This window comes from Treponema bryantii, assembly GCF_036492245.1.
GTDB classification, from domain to species: Bacteria; Spirochaetota; Spirochaetia; order Treponematales; family Treponemataceae; genus Treponema_D; species Treponema_D bryantii_C.
On record NZ_AP025286.1, the window covers coordinates 1,575,098 to 1,593,234 of the forward strand.

Annotated in this window: 17 protein-coding genes; 16 read left to right on the forward strand and 1 reads right to left on the reverse strand. The window is 39.4% G+C overall.

Annotation, left to right across the window (positions count from 1 at the left end; all coding sequences use genetic code 11):
• Positions 1 to 2 precede the first annotated feature (2 nt).
• From AABJ44_RS06935 to AABJ44_RS07010, 16 genes are all read left to right on the forward strand, one after another.
• Entirely contained in the window at positions 3 to 899 is an 897-nt protein-coding gene (locus AABJ44_RS06935; RefSeq protein ID WP_074645224.1) for a MinD/ParA family protein, read from the forward strand.
• A gap of 104 nt (positions 900 to 1,003) precedes the next feature.
• On the forward strand, positions 1,004 to 1,780 hold the full coding sequence (locus tag AABJ44_RS06940; protein ID WP_338371153.1) for a hypothetical protein: 777 nt from the start codon (positions 1,004 to 1,006) through the stop codon (positions 1,778 to 1,780).
• Positions 1,781 to 1,797: 17 nt separating this feature from the next.
• The gene (gene whiG, locus AABJ44_RS06945; protein WP_074930550.1) at positions 1,798 to 2,580 is read left to right on the forward strand and encodes an RNA polymerase sigma factor WhiG; all 783 of its coding nucleotides are present in this window, start codon (positions 1,798 to 1,800) and stop codon (positions 2,578 to 2,580) included.
• 14 nt (positions 2,581 to 2,594) lie between these two features.
• The gene (locus AABJ44_RS06950; RefSeq protein WP_074645229.1) at positions 2,595 to 4,562 is read left to right on the forward strand and encodes a FapA family protein; all 1,968 of its coding nucleotides are present in this window, start codon (positions 2,595 to 2,597) and stop codon (positions 4,560 to 4,562) included.
• Positions 4,543 to 4,884: a hypothetical protein gene (locus AABJ44_RS06955; RefSeq protein WP_074645231.1), complete on the forward strand. Its 342-nt coding sequence runs from the start codon at positions 4,543 to 4,545 to the stop codon at positions 4,882 to 4,884. Before AABJ44_RS06950 ends, AABJ44_RS06955 begins: the two co-directional genes overlap by 20 nt.
• A gap of 12 nt (positions 4,885 to 4,896) precedes the next feature.
• Positions 4,897 to 5,592, forward strand: coding sequence for a hypothetical protein (locus tag AABJ44_RS06960; RefSeq protein WP_338371155.1), 696 nt, complete (start codon positions 4,897 to 4,899; stop codon positions 5,590 to 5,592).
• 36 nt (positions 5,593 to 5,628) lie between these two features.
• Positions 5,629 to 6,696, forward strand: coding sequence for an aldose epimerase family protein (locus tag AABJ44_RS06965; RefSeq protein WP_338371156.1), 1,068 nt, complete (start codon positions 5,629 to 5,631; stop codon positions 6,694 to 6,696).
• Between the two features lie 157 nt (positions 6,697 to 6,853).
• Positions 6,854 to 7,474: a V-type ATP synthase subunit E gene (locus AABJ44_RS06970; protein ID WP_074645237.1), complete on the forward strand. Its 621-nt coding sequence runs from the start codon at positions 6,854 to 6,856 to the stop codon at positions 7,472 to 7,474.
• Positions 7,474 to 8,016: a DUF2764 family protein gene (locus AABJ44_RS06975; protein WP_074645238.1), complete on the forward strand. Its 543-nt coding sequence runs from the start codon at positions 7,474 to 7,476 to the stop codon at positions 8,014 to 8,016. The genes AABJ44_RS06970 and AABJ44_RS06975 overlap by 1 nt, the downstream gene beginning before the upstream one ends.
• Positions 8,016 to 9,788, forward strand: coding sequence for a V-type ATP synthase subunit A (locus AABJ44_RS06980; RefSeq protein WP_338371157.1), 1,773 nt, complete (start codon positions 8,016 to 8,018; stop codon positions 9,786 to 9,788). The genes AABJ44_RS06975 and AABJ44_RS06980 overlap by 1 nt, the downstream gene beginning before the upstream one ends.
• A gap of 2 nt (positions 9,789 to 9,790) precedes the next feature.
• On the forward strand, positions 9,791 to 11,086 hold the full coding sequence (locus AABJ44_RS06985; protein WP_074645241.1) for a V-type ATP synthase subunit B: 1,296 nt from the start codon (positions 9,791 to 9,793) through the stop codon (positions 11,084 to 11,086).
• Between the two features lie 9 nt (positions 11,087 to 11,095).
• Positions 11,096 to 11,719, forward strand: coding sequence for a V-type ATP synthase subunit D (locus AABJ44_RS06990; RefSeq protein WP_074645243.1), 624 nt, complete (start codon positions 11,096 to 11,098; stop codon positions 11,717 to 11,719).
• On the forward strand, positions 11,716 to 13,650 hold the full coding sequence (locus AABJ44_RS06995) for a V-type ATP synthase subunit I (protein ID WP_338371159.1): 1,935 nt from the start codon (positions 11,716 to 11,718) through the stop codon (positions 13,648 to 13,650). The genes AABJ44_RS06990 and AABJ44_RS06995 overlap by 4 nt, the downstream gene beginning before the upstream one ends.
• 43 nt (positions 13,651 to 13,693) lie before the next feature.
• Positions 13,694 to 14,131 (forward strand): V-type ATP synthase subunit K, encoded by a 438-nt coding sequence (locus AABJ44_RS07000; RefSeq protein WP_074645247.1) that lies wholly within the window; start codon positions 13,694 to 13,696, stop codon positions 14,129 to 14,131.
• Positions 14,132 to 14,390: 259 nt separating this feature from the next.
• Complete coding sequence (ispG, locus tag AABJ44_RS07005; RefSeq protein ID WP_338371162.1) at positions 14,391 to 15,479, forward strand: flavodoxin-dependent (E)-4-hydroxy-3-methylbut-2-enyl-diphosphate synthase; 1,089 nt, start codon at positions 14,391 to 14,393, stop codon at positions 15,477 to 15,479.
• The gene (locus AABJ44_RS07010) at positions 15,476 to 16,573 is read left to right on the forward strand and encodes a hypothetical protein (RefSeq protein ID WP_338371164.1); all 1,098 of its coding nucleotides are present in this window, start codon (positions 15,476 to 15,478) and stop codon (positions 16,571 to 16,573) included. Before ispG ends, AABJ44_RS07010 begins: the two co-directional genes overlap by 4 nt.
• Before the next feature lie 16 nt (positions 16,574 to 16,589).
• On the opposite strand, the gene AABJ44_RS07015 is transcribed toward AABJ44_RS07010, so the two are convergent.
• Positions 16,590 to 18,134, reverse strand: a complete 1,545-nt coding sequence (locus tag AABJ44_RS07015; protein ID WP_338371166.1) for a hypothetical protein — start codon at positions 18,132 to 18,134, stop codon at positions 16,590 to 16,592.
• Between the last annotated feature and the right edge of the window lie 3 nt (positions 18,135 to 18,137).

Below are 18,137 nucleotides of genomic sequence, written 5' to 3' on the forward strand. Positions count from 1 at the left end.
ATATGGAAGAACAGGCAGAAGGTTTAAGTGAATTATTTAATGATGGTAACTCAAATGCTTCAGATTCTGGAAAAGGCAGTGCTGCAAAAAGAGATCATAATACCCGAATAATTGCCATCACCAGTGGAAAGGGCGGAGTTGGAAAAACAAACTTTGCCGTTAATATGGCAATTGCCTATGCTCAGCTGGGTAAAAAGGTAATCCTTATTGATGGTGACCTTGGAATGGCAAACGTAAATGTTCTTCTGAACATAGTGCCTCAGTATAATCTTATGCATGTCATCAATAAAAAGAAGACAATGAAAGAGATTATCATGGATACTGAGTTCGGTATTAAGTTTATTGCCGGAGCCAACGGATTCTCAAAAATTGCTAACCTTAGTGTTGAAGAACTCGAGTACTTTGCAAATCAGTTTGCAACCCTTGGAAATGCAGATATCATCATCATAGATACAGGTGCGGGAATTGCAAATAACGTTCTTCAGTTTGTTGCTGCTGCTGATGAGGTTTTTGTAGTAACAACTCCGGAACCTACTGCAATTACAGATGCTTATGGAATCATCAAAATCATAACTACAGAAATTGTTGACCGTACTGTAAATATCAAGCTTATTGTAAACCGTGTTCACTCACCGGACGAAGGTAAACGTATTTCAGAACGAATCATTACAATCGTAGGTCAGTTCCTTGGTTATAAGATTGAGTATCTTGGCTGTATTCCTGAAGATCCTCTTGTACAGGCTTCGGTAATCAGACAAAAGCCATTTATTGTTGTAAATCCTACATCAAAACCGGCTGTATACTTAAAACATATTGTTGGACGAATTGAAAAAACTGAGCCGGAATTTAATGAGGGAGTTTCAAGCTTCCTTAAGAAGTTCCTTAGTAAAAAACGCTAATTTAAAAACGTTCAAAAATCGCTGTTAAAAAATTGGCAGCAATTTTTGACATATACACTCTAGTGGTGTATAATATTTATGGGTAATTGTAATTGGGAGGAAAAATGCGAGGCGCAAAATATATCGGACTGTTTGCAGGGTGCGGATTTATTTTGTCCTTCGTATCTGGTCTTTTTTCCCATTCTTCGATTTTATCCGTTTTATTAAAAGCACTGATTTTTGCCGTAATCTTCGGCCTGCTTGGATTGGGAATTTCCTTTATATATAGTAAGTTCCTTTCAGATGGTACAGATGGTGATTATCAGAGTGACTATTCTGCTGGTTCTTCATCAGTTCCTGTAGGCGGCTCTGCCTTGGGAAATAACGTTGATATAACGATTCAGGATGAAGAGTTAGCACCGAGTGAGAGCGATAATCATTTTGTTGTCGGTGATAATCATCAGATGCTTAATGATTCAGATGTTCGAAACTCAAACAGTGGGGATGCTGAAGATCAGAATTCTGCACAGGGGTTTGTTCCATTAAGGAATTTTGAAACTGTAAAGAATTTTTCAGGCAAAGAAGCTGTCATTCCGGCAGAAGCTGTTGCCGTTACAACTTCAGAAGAACCTGCGGCAGGCAGTGCTCCTGTTGAAAACTCGAGTCCTGCTCCTTCTTCAAACAGAAATAGTAATGAAGAGGGTGGAATAGATACCTTGCCAGATATGGAAAACTTTGTGTTTTCTGAAAGCTCCGGTTCTGCATCAGATGAAGATTCAGACTCTGATTCAGAATTTGTATCTTTGGGGTCATCAAAAAAAAATAGTGGTCCCGCAGAAGTTCAGGATGCAGCGCTTATGGCAAAGGCAATCAGCTCCGTGCTATCAGATGAAAATTCATAAAAAGAGGAAGAGTATAAATGCCAATTAATGATGAAAAAGAAGAAGATGATCTTTGGGAAGAATTCAAAAAGACCAAATCACCAGCTCTCAGAGACAAATTTATACGGCAGTATATGCCTCTTGTAAAATATGTTGCAGGTAAAGTTGCAGTTGGACTTCCTGCTTCGGTAGAGTTTGATGATCTTGTTGGTTACGGACAGTTCGGCCTTCTTGATGCAATAAATAAATATGATCCTGCTAAGGGAGTAAAGTTTAAGACTTACGCAGTTACACGTATCCGTGGTGCAATCTTTGATGAACTCCGTCAGATAGACTGGGTTCCTCGTTCAGTGCGTCAGAAGTCACGCGAAATTGAAGATGCTATTGTTTCTCTTGAATCTCGTCTTGGTCGTACAGCAACTGATTCTGAAATTGCCGGCTCTCTCAATATGAGTGAGGACGAATATCACAGAACAGTAATGAAGGTTTCTGGTACAAGTGTACTTTCGCTTAATGATGTATGGTATGCCGGAGACGACAATGACAATATGTCAATCGGAAACAATATTGAATCTCCTTCAAGCCTTAATCCGGATGTAATTGCTGAGCGTGAAGAAATCAAAAAGGTAATCGCACAGGCTATCAGTGAATTGCCGGAAAAAGAAAAAATGGTAATTGTATTGTACTACCATGAAGACCTTACCTTTAAAGAAATTGGTGAAGTTCTTGAAGTAAGTGAATCTCGAATTTCTCAGCTCCATACAAAAGCTAACTTAAGACTTCGTGCAAAACTTACAAACCTCAGAAAAGGAATTATTTAGGGATAAATTTAAAAATGGTAACGCTGGCTAAACTTCGTGAAGATATGAATACGCTTCTTCAGGTAGATAAAAATCTGCATTTCGTTGAAGTTAATGCAGATACTATCGATGAAGCACTTGCTGATGCAGTTGTCCAGCTGGATACCAAACTTTCCAATTTACATTACGAAGTTGTAGAAAAAGGCAGTGACGGTATTTTAGGTCTTGGAAAAAAGCCATGGAAAATTATGGTTTACCAGGATCCAGAAACCGTTAAAAAGCAGACACGTCTTGCTTCTGAAGGTCTGTTTGATCTTGATGAAGAAGGAGAAGAAGCAAAGGTTATTAATCGCGACGGGCTTTATTATATCCGTCATTTCAAATCAGATATCATGCTTAAAGTTCTTCTTCCTGTTGGAGAAGGACTTCCAATTGAACTCAAAGATGTTCTTGATGAAATCAAACGTCCAGACACAATCAGTTTTGATGAAGAGCTTGTAAAAAAGAGCGTTAAAAACGGAACTGATAATGATTACGTAATTGTCGGTGCATTTAAACATGTTCCTGCCGGTGACGTTGTAATTGGTGTTGAAGTTACTAAAGATGAAATGAAAGGCTCTATTGTTGTTTCACCTCCTTCAATGAGTGGAAGTGAAGCTTCATTTGATATGATTAAGAGAGCCATCCTTCAGCAGGGTGTTGTAGAAGCTTGTATTGAAGAAGACAAAATCCGCGAGTTCGTTGACAATCCTGTTTATAATAATCCTTATGAAGTCGCCGCTGCAATTGAACCTGTTGATGGTCATGACGCATACATTTCCTATAACTTTGAAACTGACCCTAAAAAACTTAAGGCTCAGGTTGATGAAGAAGGAAAGGTTGACTACAAGAAGCTTAACAATATTCAGAATGTTATTGCAGATCAGCCGCTTGCACAGAAGATTCCTGCAGAAAGAGGTAAGGGCGGTAAGACATTGTTCGGCCGCTACCTCGAAGCAAAGAATGGAAAAGATATTCAGATTCAGCTTGGCGCCAATGTTAAACTTGACCGCGACGGCGTAACAATTAAAGCCGAGATTGATGGTGAAGTTATGCTTGTAAACGGAAAGGTAACCGTAGAGCCTGTTAAATACCTCGACGCAGTTAATGTTAAAACCGGTGATGTTAAATTTGTCGGAACTGTTGTCATCAAAGGAAACGTACAGGAAGGCTACAAGGTTGAAGCTACCAATATTGAAGTTGGCGGAATCGTCGACAAATCTCGTCTTGAAGCTACTGGAAATATTATTGTCCGTCAGGGTGTATTTGGAAAAGGCGAAGGTTATATCAAAGCCGGTAAATCACTCTGGGCTAAGTTTATCAATGATACAACCGTTGAAGTTGAAGAGAATGTTATCGTAAATGACTCTATCGTAAACTCAAGCGTAACTGCCATGAAGAATATCGTACTTCGCGGAAAGAAGGCACAGATTATTGGTGGACATCTTATGGCTACCGAGGAAATCTGTGCGCGAAAGGTTGGTTCTCCTGGTGGTGGTACAGAAACAATTCTCGAAGTTGGTGTTGATCCACGCGCTAAAAAGCGTCTTGAAGAACTGCAGAATATGCAGGCTAAGGCTACAAAGGAATACGAAAACTGCGACCTCGATATACAGACTCTCGAACAGCAGAAGAAGCTTCGTAAAAAGCTTCCACAGGAAAAAGAAGAAAAACTCAAGACTCTCAAAGAACGCTGTGAACAGATAAGCGAAGAGCTTGAGAAGATGACAGATGAAATCAACAAGATTCAGGAACACCTTCGCGACCTTAAGGCTGTTGGAAAAGTTAAGGTTGAGGGCGATGTTTATGCCGGAGTTAAGATTTATATCCGTGATGTTCTTGATGAAGTTAAAATTGATACAAAGGGAGTTACCTTCTATTATGATAAGGCCTTCAGTAAACGAGGACCTTATGAGCCGCCATCATTAGCAGAGGAGCAGCCGGATGGGTATTCAGCCGATTGACCTTCAGACAATGTACACACAACTTTCTAATGTCTCAAAAACAATGGCGGGTGCACAGCAGGCTCAGTTAACGGAAGCTATGCAGCAGCAGGGAAATATTCAGAGAAGTATGGAAAATGCTGCAAAAGTTCAGCAGACTTCAAATGAAAAATCAGATACAAACAGTGTAAATCAAAATGGTTCAAATTCCTCTGGTGCTTACGGTGGTAAAAATCAGAAGAGAAAAAACTCTGATGAAATTGAACAGGATGATACTCAGGAAGTTCGCCCTCCAAAAAGCGACCGTTCATATCTTGGAACGATTATAGATATCACAAGGTAAAACGAGGAAATTATGGCCGCATATATAGCTCTTTTCATTGCATTAGTAAGTTTAATTCTGATGATTATTATTCTCGTAAGATTTAAAAAACTTTTTTCTACAGATGCAATTATTGATAAAACAAAAAATCAGATGAACCGTGTCATTATTGATGTAAACAATAATGCAAACAGAGACATTGAATTGATAAATGAATCTTCAAGAAGGCTCCGCGCACTTTTAAACGAAGCTGATAAAAAGATGGATAATTTCCGCGAGGCAACTCAGCTGCTCCGGAATGTAATAGCAGAGGCAGAAAAGATTTCTGGAAAAAGAAATGGAAAAACAGTCTTTGTTGAAAATGAAAGATTTTCAGAAATTACACCGGTTGGTCAGAAAGAAAAAAGAAATCAGTTTATTGATCCAGATGCTTCATTCCGCGTTACAGAAAAAGCACCTGTAAGACAAGGTTCTCTTTTTGATGAACCGGAAGAAAAATCAATCCTAAAAGATGAAACTGTTGTGACAAAAGATGGGGCTGCTTATAAAGAAGTGCCGCTTATAGTAACAAAGGTTTATGATGAAATGCCGGAGAGTGCTACAAAATCAAACCGTCCGTTAAAGGATAAGGTTGAGAAGCTGTTTCATCAGGGAATGCAGGTTGATGATATTGCAGAAGAATTATCTTGTCCTGCTTCAGAAGTTCAGTTTATAATAGATATGTTATAATAAAATTGTGATATACATAAGGAGTTTAAACCCGCAATGAAAGTAACTAAATCAAAATTCGGAATGCTTTGTGATGGAACAAAGGTAAATCTTTTTACAGTAAAAAACGGAAACATGTCTTTTTCGTGCACAGATTACGGCTGTACAATTACAAGCATTGTATTAAATGATGGTAATGGAAAAAAGACAGACGTTGTTCTGGGACATTCAACTCTCGAAGGATATATAAACGGAACAGTATTCTTTGGTGCAATTGTAGGACGTTTTGCTAACCGTATTGGTAAAGCTGAGTTTGCACTCGACGGAAAAAAATATTCACTTGATAAGAATGATGGTCCAAACTGTCTTCATGGCGGTTTCGACAGCTATAATAAAATGATGTGGAAGGGCAAAGTAATTGATGACGGAAAACTTTGCGGTGTTCGTTTTACACGTGAATCTCCAGATGGAGAGCAGGGGTTTCCAGGAAACTTAAAGCTTACAATTACTTATCTTCTTGATGAGCATAATAACCTTACATGTCTTTATAATGCAGAAACAGATAAGGCTACTCCAATCAATATTACTAACCATGCATATTTCAATCTTGCAGGTAACGGAAACATCGGTGATCATACAGTTCAGATGAATTCTGACAAGCGTCTTGAAGTTAATGCAAAACTTATTCCAACTGGAAAACTTCTGGATGTTAAGGGAACTCCTTTTGATTTTACAAAGGAAAAGAAGATTGGAAAGGATATTAAGAATGTTGGAGTAGGTTATGATCACTGCTATGTAACAGAACTTTACGATCCTGAAAATCCACACTGCGGACTTCCTCTTGATGACAAGGATCTTGTTGAATTCTGTACTGTAAAAGAACCAACAACAGGACATGAAATGACAGTATTTACTAATATGGAAGGCTGTCAGTTCTATACTGGAAATTACATAAAGGGAGTCATTGGAAAGAACGGTCGTGTTTATGACAGACATGATGCATTCTGTCTTGAAACACAGTGTTTCCCAGATACACCAAACCAGGCTTCATTCCCAAGCTGTATCCTTGAACCAGGCCAGAAGATGAAGGCTAAGACTATTTATTCCTTTACAATAAATAAATAATCTGATATATTGGTTTAAAGGTTTAATTTATTAAACATAAATTAATCTTCTCTACACAAAAATTCTACCCCAATACCACACTTTTTAATTGAAAAACGCGGTATATGGGGTATAATTATTATATTATTCTGGACATTGTTATAAGTGAGGTACTTTGATGGATGTACAATTGCAAGAACTGATTGATAAAATCAAGAAGGACGGCGTTGCTGCTGCAGAAAAGGATGCTGCAAAAATAATTGCAAATTCGGAGAAGAAGGCAGAAGCAATAATCGCAGACGCGCAGTCAAAAGCTGCTGAGATTATAAAAAGTGCACAATCAGAGACAAAAAAAATGGAGAAAGCAAGCGAAGAAGCTATCGTACAGGCTGGACGCAACATGCTTCTTTCATTTAAGGATGCTCTGATAGGCGAGCTTGACGGTCTTATTCAGACTGGTACAGAAAAAGCTCTTTCAAAAGATGTTCTGGGAAAACTTGTTCCAGAAACAGTTAAAGCCTGGGCAAAGAACTCAGACGCTTCAGAACTGTCAGTTCTTCTTAGCGAAAAAGATTTGAAGGCTCTTGAATCTTCTCTTAAAACAGCCCTCAAAGCAGAAATCAAAAAAGGACTTGAGATTAAGCCGGATAAGACACTTACCGCCGGATTCAGAATCGGTGTTAAGAATGGTGCAGCCTTCTATGACTATTCAGCAGAAAGCCTTGCCGAAATGTTTGCCGCTTACCTTAATCCAAAAGTTGCAGCTCTTATGAAGGTTGCTGCAGAGGACGCAGAGTAGTGGCTTATTATTATTTGGTTTCACAGTTACCAAATATCTCACCTTCTGAAGGAAAATCAGCACTGCCTATGAATACAGAGCAGTTCCGTGAAGTTGCTTCACGCTTTATTTCCGAAGAAGAAAAAGCCGTGCTTGAAGGCCTTTCTTTAGTTCCTCCAATGGAACTTACCTCCACAGGCTCTGCCTTTCTGGATGTTTGGTATGAAAAAGAAAGAAACCTGCGTTGTGCACTCGCTCAGATTCGTGCACAGAAACTCAAAAAAGACAGCGTACCGCTCCCACCTGGATGTACAGCAGATATTATTTCTGCAGCACGTACCGCAGTTGGAATGGACAGCCCTTTGAGTGCAGAGCAGTTTCTTTATGAGTACAGGTTACGTCTGCTCGATGATTTGCGTCCTCTGGATGCTTTTTCAATTGATGCGGTGTATGCCTACGGCCTCCGTCTTATGCTTATAGAGCGAATGCGCAAGTTCGAGGTTGAAAACGGAAAAACATCTTATCATAAGATATACGATACGATTTTGGATGGAGATAAATAATGGCAAATACTACTAAAGCAAAAGTAGTCGGCATCAATGGAAACATGGTCACGATTGAATTCGAAGGCTCTGTTTCTATGAATGAAGTAGGCTACGTTAATGTAGACGGAAAGAAGCTCCGAGGCGAAGTTATCCGTATCCGCGGTAACAAGGCTCAGATGCAGATTTTCGAAATGACACAGGGAATTAAAGCCGGTGATAAAGTAGACTTAATCGGCGACCTTCTTTGTGCAGAACTTGGCCCTGGATTGCTCGGTCAGACTTTTGATGGACTTCAGAACCCGCTTCCTCTGGTTGCAGAAAAAGCAGGCTTCTTCCTAGAGCGTGGTGTTTATGTAGATTCACTTCCACGTGATAAAAAATGGGAATGGACTCCAACTGTAAAACCTGGAGACAAGGTTCTTCGTGGAGATCCAATCGGTTCTGTTCCAGAAGGACCTTTTACACATAAGATTCTTGTTCCTTTTGATTTACTTGGCATGTACACAGTAAAGAAGGTTACAAAGCCTGGTCAGTACACAATTGAAGATGTAGTTGCCGTTGTAACTGACGAAAAGGGAAAAGACCATAAACTTAAGATGGCTTTCAAGTGGCCGGTAAAACGTGCCGTAGACTGCTATGCAGAACGTCTTGCTCCAAGCGAGCCAATGGTAACTCAGGTTCGTCTTATCGATACCTTCTATCCAGTATCTAAGGGTGGTACATATTGTATCCCTGGACCTTTCGGTGCAGGTAAAACTGTACTTCAGCATACAACCTCACGTAACGCCGACGTTGATATCGTAATCATCGCTGCCTGCGGTGAACGTGCCGGTGAAGTTGTAGAAACAATTAAAGAGTTCCCAGAACTTAAAGACCCTCGTACAGGCCGTTCTTTGATGGAACGAACAATCATCATCTGTAACACATCTTCTATGCCGGTTGCTTCCCGCGAAGCTTCGGTTTATACATCTGTTACACTTGCTGAATATTACCGCCAGATGGGCTTGCACGTATTGCTCCTTGCAGATTCAACCTCTCGCTGGGCACAGGCTCTCCGAGAAATGTCTGGTCGTCTGGAAGAGATTCCTGGAGAAGAGGCTTTCCCTGCTTACCTCGAATCTTACATTGCAGCCTTCTACGAGCGTGCAGGTATCGTACGCCTCCGCGACGGCAACATCGGATCTGTAACAATTGGTGGTACAGTTTCTCCTGCCGGTGGTAACTTTGAAGAGCCTGTAACTCAGGCAACTTTGAAAGTAGTAGGTGCCTTCCACGGACTTTCACGCGAACGTTCAGATGCACGTAAATATCCTGCAATTGACCCTATTATTTCCTGGTCAAAATATAAATCAGTTATCCGCGAAGACTGGGTTGCTTATGCACGCAAGGTATTCCTTAGCGGTGTAGAAGTAAACCAGATGATGAAGGTAGTAGGTGAGGAAGGTACAACAACCGAAGACTACATCGAATACCTCAAGAGCGAATTCCTTGATGCTGTTTATATGCAGCAGAACTCTTTCGATGAAATTGATGCTGCTGTAAGTGTTGAACGCCAGCAGTACACTTTCGCAAAGGTTCTCAAGGTTCTTGGTTCTGATTTCGAGCTTGCAGATAAGGATGCTGCTCGTAACTTCTTCAACCAGATGCGTCAGAAGTTTATCGACTGGAACTATTCTCTCTGGAAGAGTGATAAGTTCAAGAAGGCAGAAAAGGATGTGGATGCACACTTTGCTTCTGCCAACGGCAAGGTTCGCGACGAAGTTAAAGCAATGCTTAAGGATGGTGAATAATTATGAACAAAGTTTATAGTAAGATTGAATCCATCGTCGGAAGCGTTATCACTGTAAAGGCAGACAATGTTGCATACGGTGAGCTTGCCGAAATTGAAACACGCTTTGGTAAGTCTCTTGCCGAAGTTAATAAAATTGAAGGTGATGTAGTATCCCTCCAGGTATTTGCCGGCGGACGCGGTATTTCTACCGGAGACCACATCAAATTCCTTGGACATCAGATGGAGGTTTCTTTCTCTGATGATTTGCTTGGACGTATCTTTAACGGATCTGCCCAGCCACGTGATAACGGACCGGCTCTTACAGACTGCCTCGTAACAATCGGAGGACCTTCTGTAAACCCTTCAAAACGTATCATGGCTCGCCGTATGATTCGTACCGGTATTCCGATGATTGATATGTTCAATACACTGGTAGTTTCTCAGAAGCTTCCAATCTTCTCTATCTCTGGTGAACCTTACAACCAGCTGCTTGCACGCATTGCCATGCAGGCCGAAGTTGATGTAATCGTTCTCGGTGGTATGGGCTTGAAGTATGATGACTACCTTTACTTCAAAAAGACACTGGAAGACGGTGGCGCTTTGAGCAAGACAGTAATGTTCATGCATACAGCCGCTGACCCTACAGTAGAATGTCAGAAGATTCCTGATTTGTCGCTTGCAGTTGCAGAGCAGTTTGCTCTTAAGGGCAAGGACGTTCTGGTTCTTCTTACAGATATGACAAACTTTGCAGACTCAATGAAGGAAATTGCCATTACACAAGAGCAGGTTCCTTCTAACCGTGGTTATCCTGGAGACTTGTATTCACAGCTGGCTGCCCGCTACGAAAAAGCCGTAGACTTTGATAGTGCCGGTTCTGTAACAATTCTTGCAGTTACAACAATGCCTGGTGACGACGTTACTCACCCGGTTCCAGATAACACAGGATACATCACAGAAGGTCAGTACTACCTCAAGGGTGGACGTATCGAGCCGTTCGGTTCTCTTTCTCGTTTGAAGCAGAACGTAAATGGAAGTACTCGTTCAGACCACCGTGCTCTTATGGATGGTATGATTCGTCTTTATTCAAACTACAAAGATACACTCGAAAAGAAATCTATGGGTTTCAATATGAGTAAGTGGGATGAAAAACTTCTTACATATGGAAAGAAGTTCGAAGACGGTATGATGGATCTTTCAAAGAACATTTCTCTGGAAGATGCACTCGACCTCGGCTGGAAGATTCTGGCTGAATGCTTTGATCCGGAAGAAACCGGCTTGAAGTCATCATTGATTGACGAATACTGGCCTAAGAAATAGGGGTAGCGCATGGCAAAGATTAAGCTGACAAAAAATGAGCTCAAGGTCCAGAAAGACGCGCTTAAAATGTATAAGCGTTATCTTCCTACTTTGATTCTCAAAAAACAGCAGCTTCAGACAGAAATCCGCACAATAGATGCCAAGGCTAAAGAAGTCCGTGCCGCCCGCGTTGCCCTTGAAAAAGAGTTCGAACAGTGGATTTCCGTATTCGGTGAACGTGAAGCTTTCACTCCGGATATGGTAACTGTAAAGAACATCAAAAAGGGTGTTGGAAATATAGCCGGTGTAACAATTCCGGTATATGAAGGTGCAGACTTTGGAAGAGGCGACTATGACCTTTACAAGACACCGCTGTGGATTGACATGGCGGCAGACCGTATGGAAAAGGCGCTCTCACTTGACCTGGAAGCAGAGGTTCTGGACGAGCAGGTAAGACTGCTTAGTCAGGAATTACGTACTACAACTCAGCGCGTAAATCTTTTTGAAAAGGTTAAGATTCCTGAAACAAAGGCTAATATCAAGAAAATCACCGTATACCTTGGTGATGAACAGGTTGCGGCCGTTGTGCGCAGTAAGATTTCAAAGAAAAAGCTGCAGGCTAAAATTGATGAAGAGATGGAGGCTGCTAAATGATTGAACCGATGAAAAAAGTCTCTATTGTCCTTCTCAATAAGGAAAAAGAAGAGGCTCTTAAGGCTTTGAGAAGAATTGGTCTTGTTCACCTTGAAAAAATCGAGGGAGCAGGTGAAAAACTCACAGCCTTTAAAGAATATTCAAATAACGCAATGCTCACCGAGTCTATCCTCGGAGAAATTAAACTTCCTAAGCAGAAGAAAGGATCAGCACCTTCTCTTTCAAATGAAAAGGTAATTGAACTTTGTTCTGAGGTTGTTCAGAAAAGTGAACGCCGTAAGCAGCTTATGGAAGAGATTTCTGCTGATACTACTGAACTCGATCGATTTGCTCTTTGGGGAAGTGTATGTATTGAAGATTTAGACTTCCTTAAGGAAAAAGGCATTGCTCTTAAATTGTATGAAATCAACGCCGAAAAGTATAATCTTGTAGACCCTGATATTCAGACAATTCTCGTAAACAACGATAAAAAGACTGTACGTTTCCTTATCGTAAACGGTGGTGAAGGCAGACCTGAAAAACTCCTTCCAGAAGCATTTGAAGTTCCATATCCAAGAATTTCCACAAAACTTCTTGAAGAAGAAATTCGCCGCGATGAAAAAGAAATTGATGAGATACAGAAATTCTATGTTGAAAATGCTAAGTATGTTCCGGCAATCGCTGCGTTCAAAAAAGCTCTTGAAAGCGATATAGAATTCGAGAACGTCAATTGCGGTATGGGCTGCGAAAAGAATGGAACTGAAAATGATCTTGCATGGCTTAGCGGCTATGTACCATCTGCTGATCTTGAAGATTTCAAGCGCTGCTGTTCAGCTAATGGCTGGGCTGTTGCTTTTGCTGATCCTGAAGATGAAGATGTTGAGGTTCCAACAAAGCTTAAAAACAACAAGTTTGTAAGTTTGATTTATCCTCTTACAGACTTCCTTGGAACTGTTCCAGGCTATCATGAGTTTGATATTTCCGGCTGGTTCCTCCTGTTCTTTACAGTCTTCTTTGCAATGATTTTTGGAGACGGTGGATACGGTCTTCTTGTTGCTGCACTTACAATCATTCTAATGCTGAAAAACGCATTTACTGGAAAGAAAGTGCCTGCAGCTCTCGGACTGATTCTGCTTGTATCTTTAGCAACTGTTGTCTGGGGTGCCGTAACCTGTACATGGTTTGGAATCCCTACAGATATGCTTCCGGAATGGCTCAAAAAACTTTCTATTCCGTATATTTCTGGAGCCTATGAAGATACTAAATGGTATGTTCCTTGGAATTCAGATCCTTCTGTATATCTTACTAAAGATCAGAACCTGCAGATTTTCTGTTTCTCTCTGGCTTTAGTTCAGCTTTGCGTAGCACATATTAAAGCTGGTATAAGAAATCTTATAGATGGAAAAGGACTTAAGGTTTTGGGAGACCTCGGCTCTTTTATGCAGCTTGTAGGTATGTTCTGGATTGTTCTTGCAATGGTTGTAAATGGACAGGTATTCCCAATGCTCGGTAATATCGGTTCAATTCCGGTTGGTAAGATTGAAGTTACTTTGATTGCTGTAGGATTTGCAATGAGTTTTATCTTTGCAAATTACGAAGGCAGTATAGGAGCTTCTGTTCTTGAAAGTTGTAAGAATATCATTTCGGTACTCCTTGGAGTAGTAAACGTATTCAGTGATATTGTTTCATACATCCGTCTGTGGGCCGTTGGTCTTGCGGGTGCAGCAATTTCGAATACTGTAAATACTCTTGCTGGTCCTATTCTCGGACACGCAATCCTGTTCCTGGCAGCAATAGTTCTGCTTGGATTCGGACATGGTCTGAACATGATTTTGAATGTACTTTCAGTTATTGTTCACGGTGTACGTTTGAACACTCTCGAGTTCTGTACACATATTGGAATGAGCTGGAGTGGTGTAAAGTATCAGCCGTTTGCTGATTCAAAAAATTAGAAATAATCCGCTGTGTGCGGATAAATAATAAGGAGAATTAATTATGGATATTTTAGGTTACATCGGTGCTGCTGTTTGTATGGGTATTGCTGCTATCGGTTCAGCAATCGGAATCGGAATTGCCGGTCAGGGCGCAATTGGTGCTTGGAAACGCTGTTACATCAATAACAAGCCGGCTCCATTCATCCTTACTGTATTTGCAGGTGCTCCTCTTACACAGACAATTTACGGCTTCCTTCTTATGAATATTGCAATGAAACCAAAGGTAGCAAGTGGTGCTATGACTCCAGGTTTCGCACTTGGTCTTGGTATTGCTTCTGGTTTGGCTATGTGTTTCTCTGCTATTGCTCAGGGAAAAGCTGGTGCTGCAGCTTCTGATGCTCTTGGTGAAACTGGAAAAGGTTTTGCTCAGTACATCATGGTTGTTGGTCTTTGTGAGTCTGTTGCTTTGTTCGCTATGGTATTCTCGTTAATTGCTTAATTGACAGAGATCTTATCCTTAAACCAATAAAACTGCGGGTCCCAGCGACGGCAAAACTGAAAAAGCAATCTCCCAGGGTCCCATGCTTCTCGATTTTGCTACGCAAAATCTTGGCGCAACCCTGGGGCCCTCTTTTTCATTTTGCCTGCGTCCCACAGTTTTATTGGTTTAAGGCACATATCGTGAAATTAACTTATTACACCATATCTCACTTTTTGGGATATGGTTTTTTATTTAACTTATTGTTATAATTTATTATATGAAAACAAAAGAAGTTGCTTTGGGTGGTAAGGGCGTTACTAATAGAATAATAATCGGTGGGGATAATCCTGTTACTGTGCAGACTATGTGGAAGGAGGGGATTACAGACCTTTCTTCTGATAATGATAAATTGGAAAGAATACTTCGTGAGCTTAATGATCTTAAGCTGATGGGGTGTGATATTGTTCGGTTTGCGGTGCCTGATGTAGCGAGTGCTCAGGGGCTTTGTCTTATTGCTGAACGAACTCCTATGCCGCTGGTGGCTGATATACATTTTGATTATACACTGGCTCTGGAATGTCTTAAGGGGAACGTTGCTGCCATTCGTATAAATCCGGGAAACATCGGTTCTGTAGAAAATACCCGTAAAGTTGTAGAAGCCTGCCGTGAAAATGGAGCTGCTATTCGTATTGGAATTAACAGCGGAAGTCTTCCTCAGGATTTGCAGAAGCAGATTGCTGCAGGTGAGATTACACGTGCTCAGGGGCTTTGTGAAACTGCTGTACGCGAGGCTGCTGTATTTGAAGACCTTAAGTTTGATCAGTATGTTGTGAGCATGAAGTCTTCAGATGTTAACGAAACTATACAGTGTAATAAATTTTATGCAGAAAAATATAATAATCCGCTGCATCTGGGTGTAACAGAAGCGGGGCCTCTTATCGGCGGACTTGTAAAATCTTCAATTGCATTTTCGACTCTTTTAGCTCAGGGAATTGGTGATACAATCCGTGTAAGTCTTTCTTCTTCTGCAGAAAACGAAGTAATTGCCGGTGTAAATATTCTTAAAGAATGTGGAAAACGTGCAGGTGGAGTTACTCTTGTAAGTTGTCCGCGATGTGGCCGCATTGGTTTTGATGTTCATTCATTTGTAGACCGCTGGCAGAAAAAACTTATGGCTATGGATAAGGACATTACAGTTGCAGTTATGGGGTGTGTTGTAAATGGACCTGGAGAAGGCCGTCACGCAGATCTTGGAATTGCAGGAACAGCAGATAAAGCAATAATCTTCAAAAAAGGTAAAATAGTACGAACGATTGATGCAAAAGATGCCGATAAAGTATTTGAGGAAGAATTGAAATCTTTATGAAGAAAACTGTATTATTTTTTATTTTTTCTGCTTTGTGTTTTTCTCTTTTTGCTGCAGATAAAAAAGCAAAACTGGATGAAAGTGTAGAAGCATATAGAAATGCAATTGAGGCTATGGATGCACTCGATTATGGAAAAGCCTTAAAATATTCTGAAGATGCTATTTTATACAGAAAACAACGCATTGAAAAACAAATCAATACAGTAAAGAATTCTCTTTCTGCAAAACGTGTGCAGGCAGCAGGAGATCATTTTGATCCTGTTCTTACTGTCCTTGAAAACAGAAAAGAATACGAAACAGCCGACATTATAAAATACTATATCAAAAAGAAGGGAAAGGATTATTTTGATAATTCTGTAAATAATCTTTTGATATATCTTGAAAGCTCAAAAGCTTTCCCAGAAGCACACAAATTAATTGGAGATATTTATAAACTCGAAGGTGAATATAAATTCGCCGAAGACTATTATCTTATGGCTCTGGATAAAGCTGATGTTTTGGATATCCCAGATGAAAAGTATGAAATTCTGTACATGCTGGCAGAAATCAGTCGTCTTGAAGATGATACTGCTAAGATGGAATTAAGACTGATGAATATACTTGCAGAAGATAAAAATTATAAAGATGCTGCATTAAAGCGTTCCATGATAGGTACAATTTCTGCTAACAAGAATGATTCAATGACTAAGTTTTTTAATCTATATCGTGCAAATTCATATAATTGTATTGATGCATATAATCAGCTGGCAGAATATTATCATGAAGCAAACAGAAATGATAAAGCTTTGGAATTTGCAGCACTTGCAGCTATTACAAGTTTAACAAGAATAAATGAGATTCTTATTTCGCGTAATTCAATTTATGAATATGAGAATATTGAAGGCTTTATGCAGGAAGCTTCTTATTATCAGGATATTATTGAATGGGGAAACAAGAATTCAGCATGGAAGAGTTTTAATATTCTTGCAAGTTATTCAACAGAAGCAGGCTATAAAAACTTTTCAAAAGCTCTTTTAAGAGTTATTGCAAGATATACCCCAGAAACATACTGGCAGCGTGATGCTGTGCTTCAGCTTGAACACATGACAGATTAGTGTTTTTCGTATTTGATTAGAAATGATGGCCTAATCCAATACTGATTTCTTTATTATGAAGAAGTCCTTTTATCACATTTCTTTCTGAAATAGCACTCTTTACATCAAATCCAATACTTCCACGAATTGTAAAACTTGACCATTTATATGGATAAACAAGAACTTCCATACCACAGCAGATTAAAGAGTCTGTCTGTAATGGAAGAGCTCTGTCCCTATAGATTGCAATATCCATAAATGGAGAGAACTGCATATCAAAATTAATTAAATCATGCTTAAAATGTGTAGTAACAATATTAATTGGGAAATCAAAGTTCATAACAATTGCAGTTGATGTTGTATATGATGGAGATTTATTTCCAAAATATGTATCATCCGGTACACCGCGAATTCTACTTCCGATTTTTTCACCATATCCGCTTACTGAATTGTCATAAAGTTTTGAAGGTGTAAGATTAAAATATGTAAATGCATATAGGTCTATCGCAATTCCAACTGTATCTAAATAATCTCTATCTTCAAGTTTTATGAAATTAAAATATTGTCCTTCAATAGATACTGAAGGAGACCATTCGCTGCGATAGAAGTTATATGGCCAGGAATTTGAAATGCTCCATGAATATCCCTGTCTGTAATTTCCCTTCCAGTTGATATTTGAATTATAAAGTTTATGAGAGAATGAAATATCAGGACCTTTTAAGTCAGAGTTGTTTTCATCTATACCATTTACATCATAATTAATACCAAAATTAACAGATGGTGTATAAGTAAGATATGTATAGTTCTTGAACTTATATAATGATATAGGTGTTGAAAAGTTTATATTGTTCTTAAAATAGATCTCATCATCATAAATAATGTAATCATTTTCTCCAACACAAAATTGATATACTTCAAGATTTAAGGAAATTTTATCAAATGGAAGAATAGCTTTTAATCCTGTCTTAACATTCCATTCAGGATGAGAATCACCAAAGGTGAAGTCTATACTATGATCATTTACCCATGTTAAATCAAAAGGACCGGCCTTAAAAGGGTAGTCATAAGAAATATTGAATCCAGGCGAAAATGTCCAGAAGCCCTGAGATTTATCCTTCTTTATTTCAATATTGAAATCAGAGGTTAAAGGATTCATTGTACCAAGAAAGTTAGTATCCTTAGCTTTAATTTTTGGAATTATCTTTGTTACAGTTGAATCATCCTTAAAGTTTGCATAAGGAACAGCAAGGAAGTGATTTGAATCAACAACAGAAACAATAACATTGATTAAAATTAAACCGTCATCTGTACCGGCCTTTTCCCAGCTAACATCAATTTCTTCAAAAAAGCGTGAGTTTTTAAGTTGCTGATGATAATTCTCGAGATAAGCTTCAAGTTCTTCATTATTAAAAATTGTTTTTTTATCCAGTGGATAGTTTCTTTCAATGCTGCTGGCTTTTGTAGTAGTTAATTTAAAATTGCCTTTTGTATTATAAATACCTTTAGTAATTTTAAAATTTTCAGAGTAAATAAATGGCAATGTTAAAAGTAAACCAAGGATAATAGCAGTAAGTTTTTTCATTTT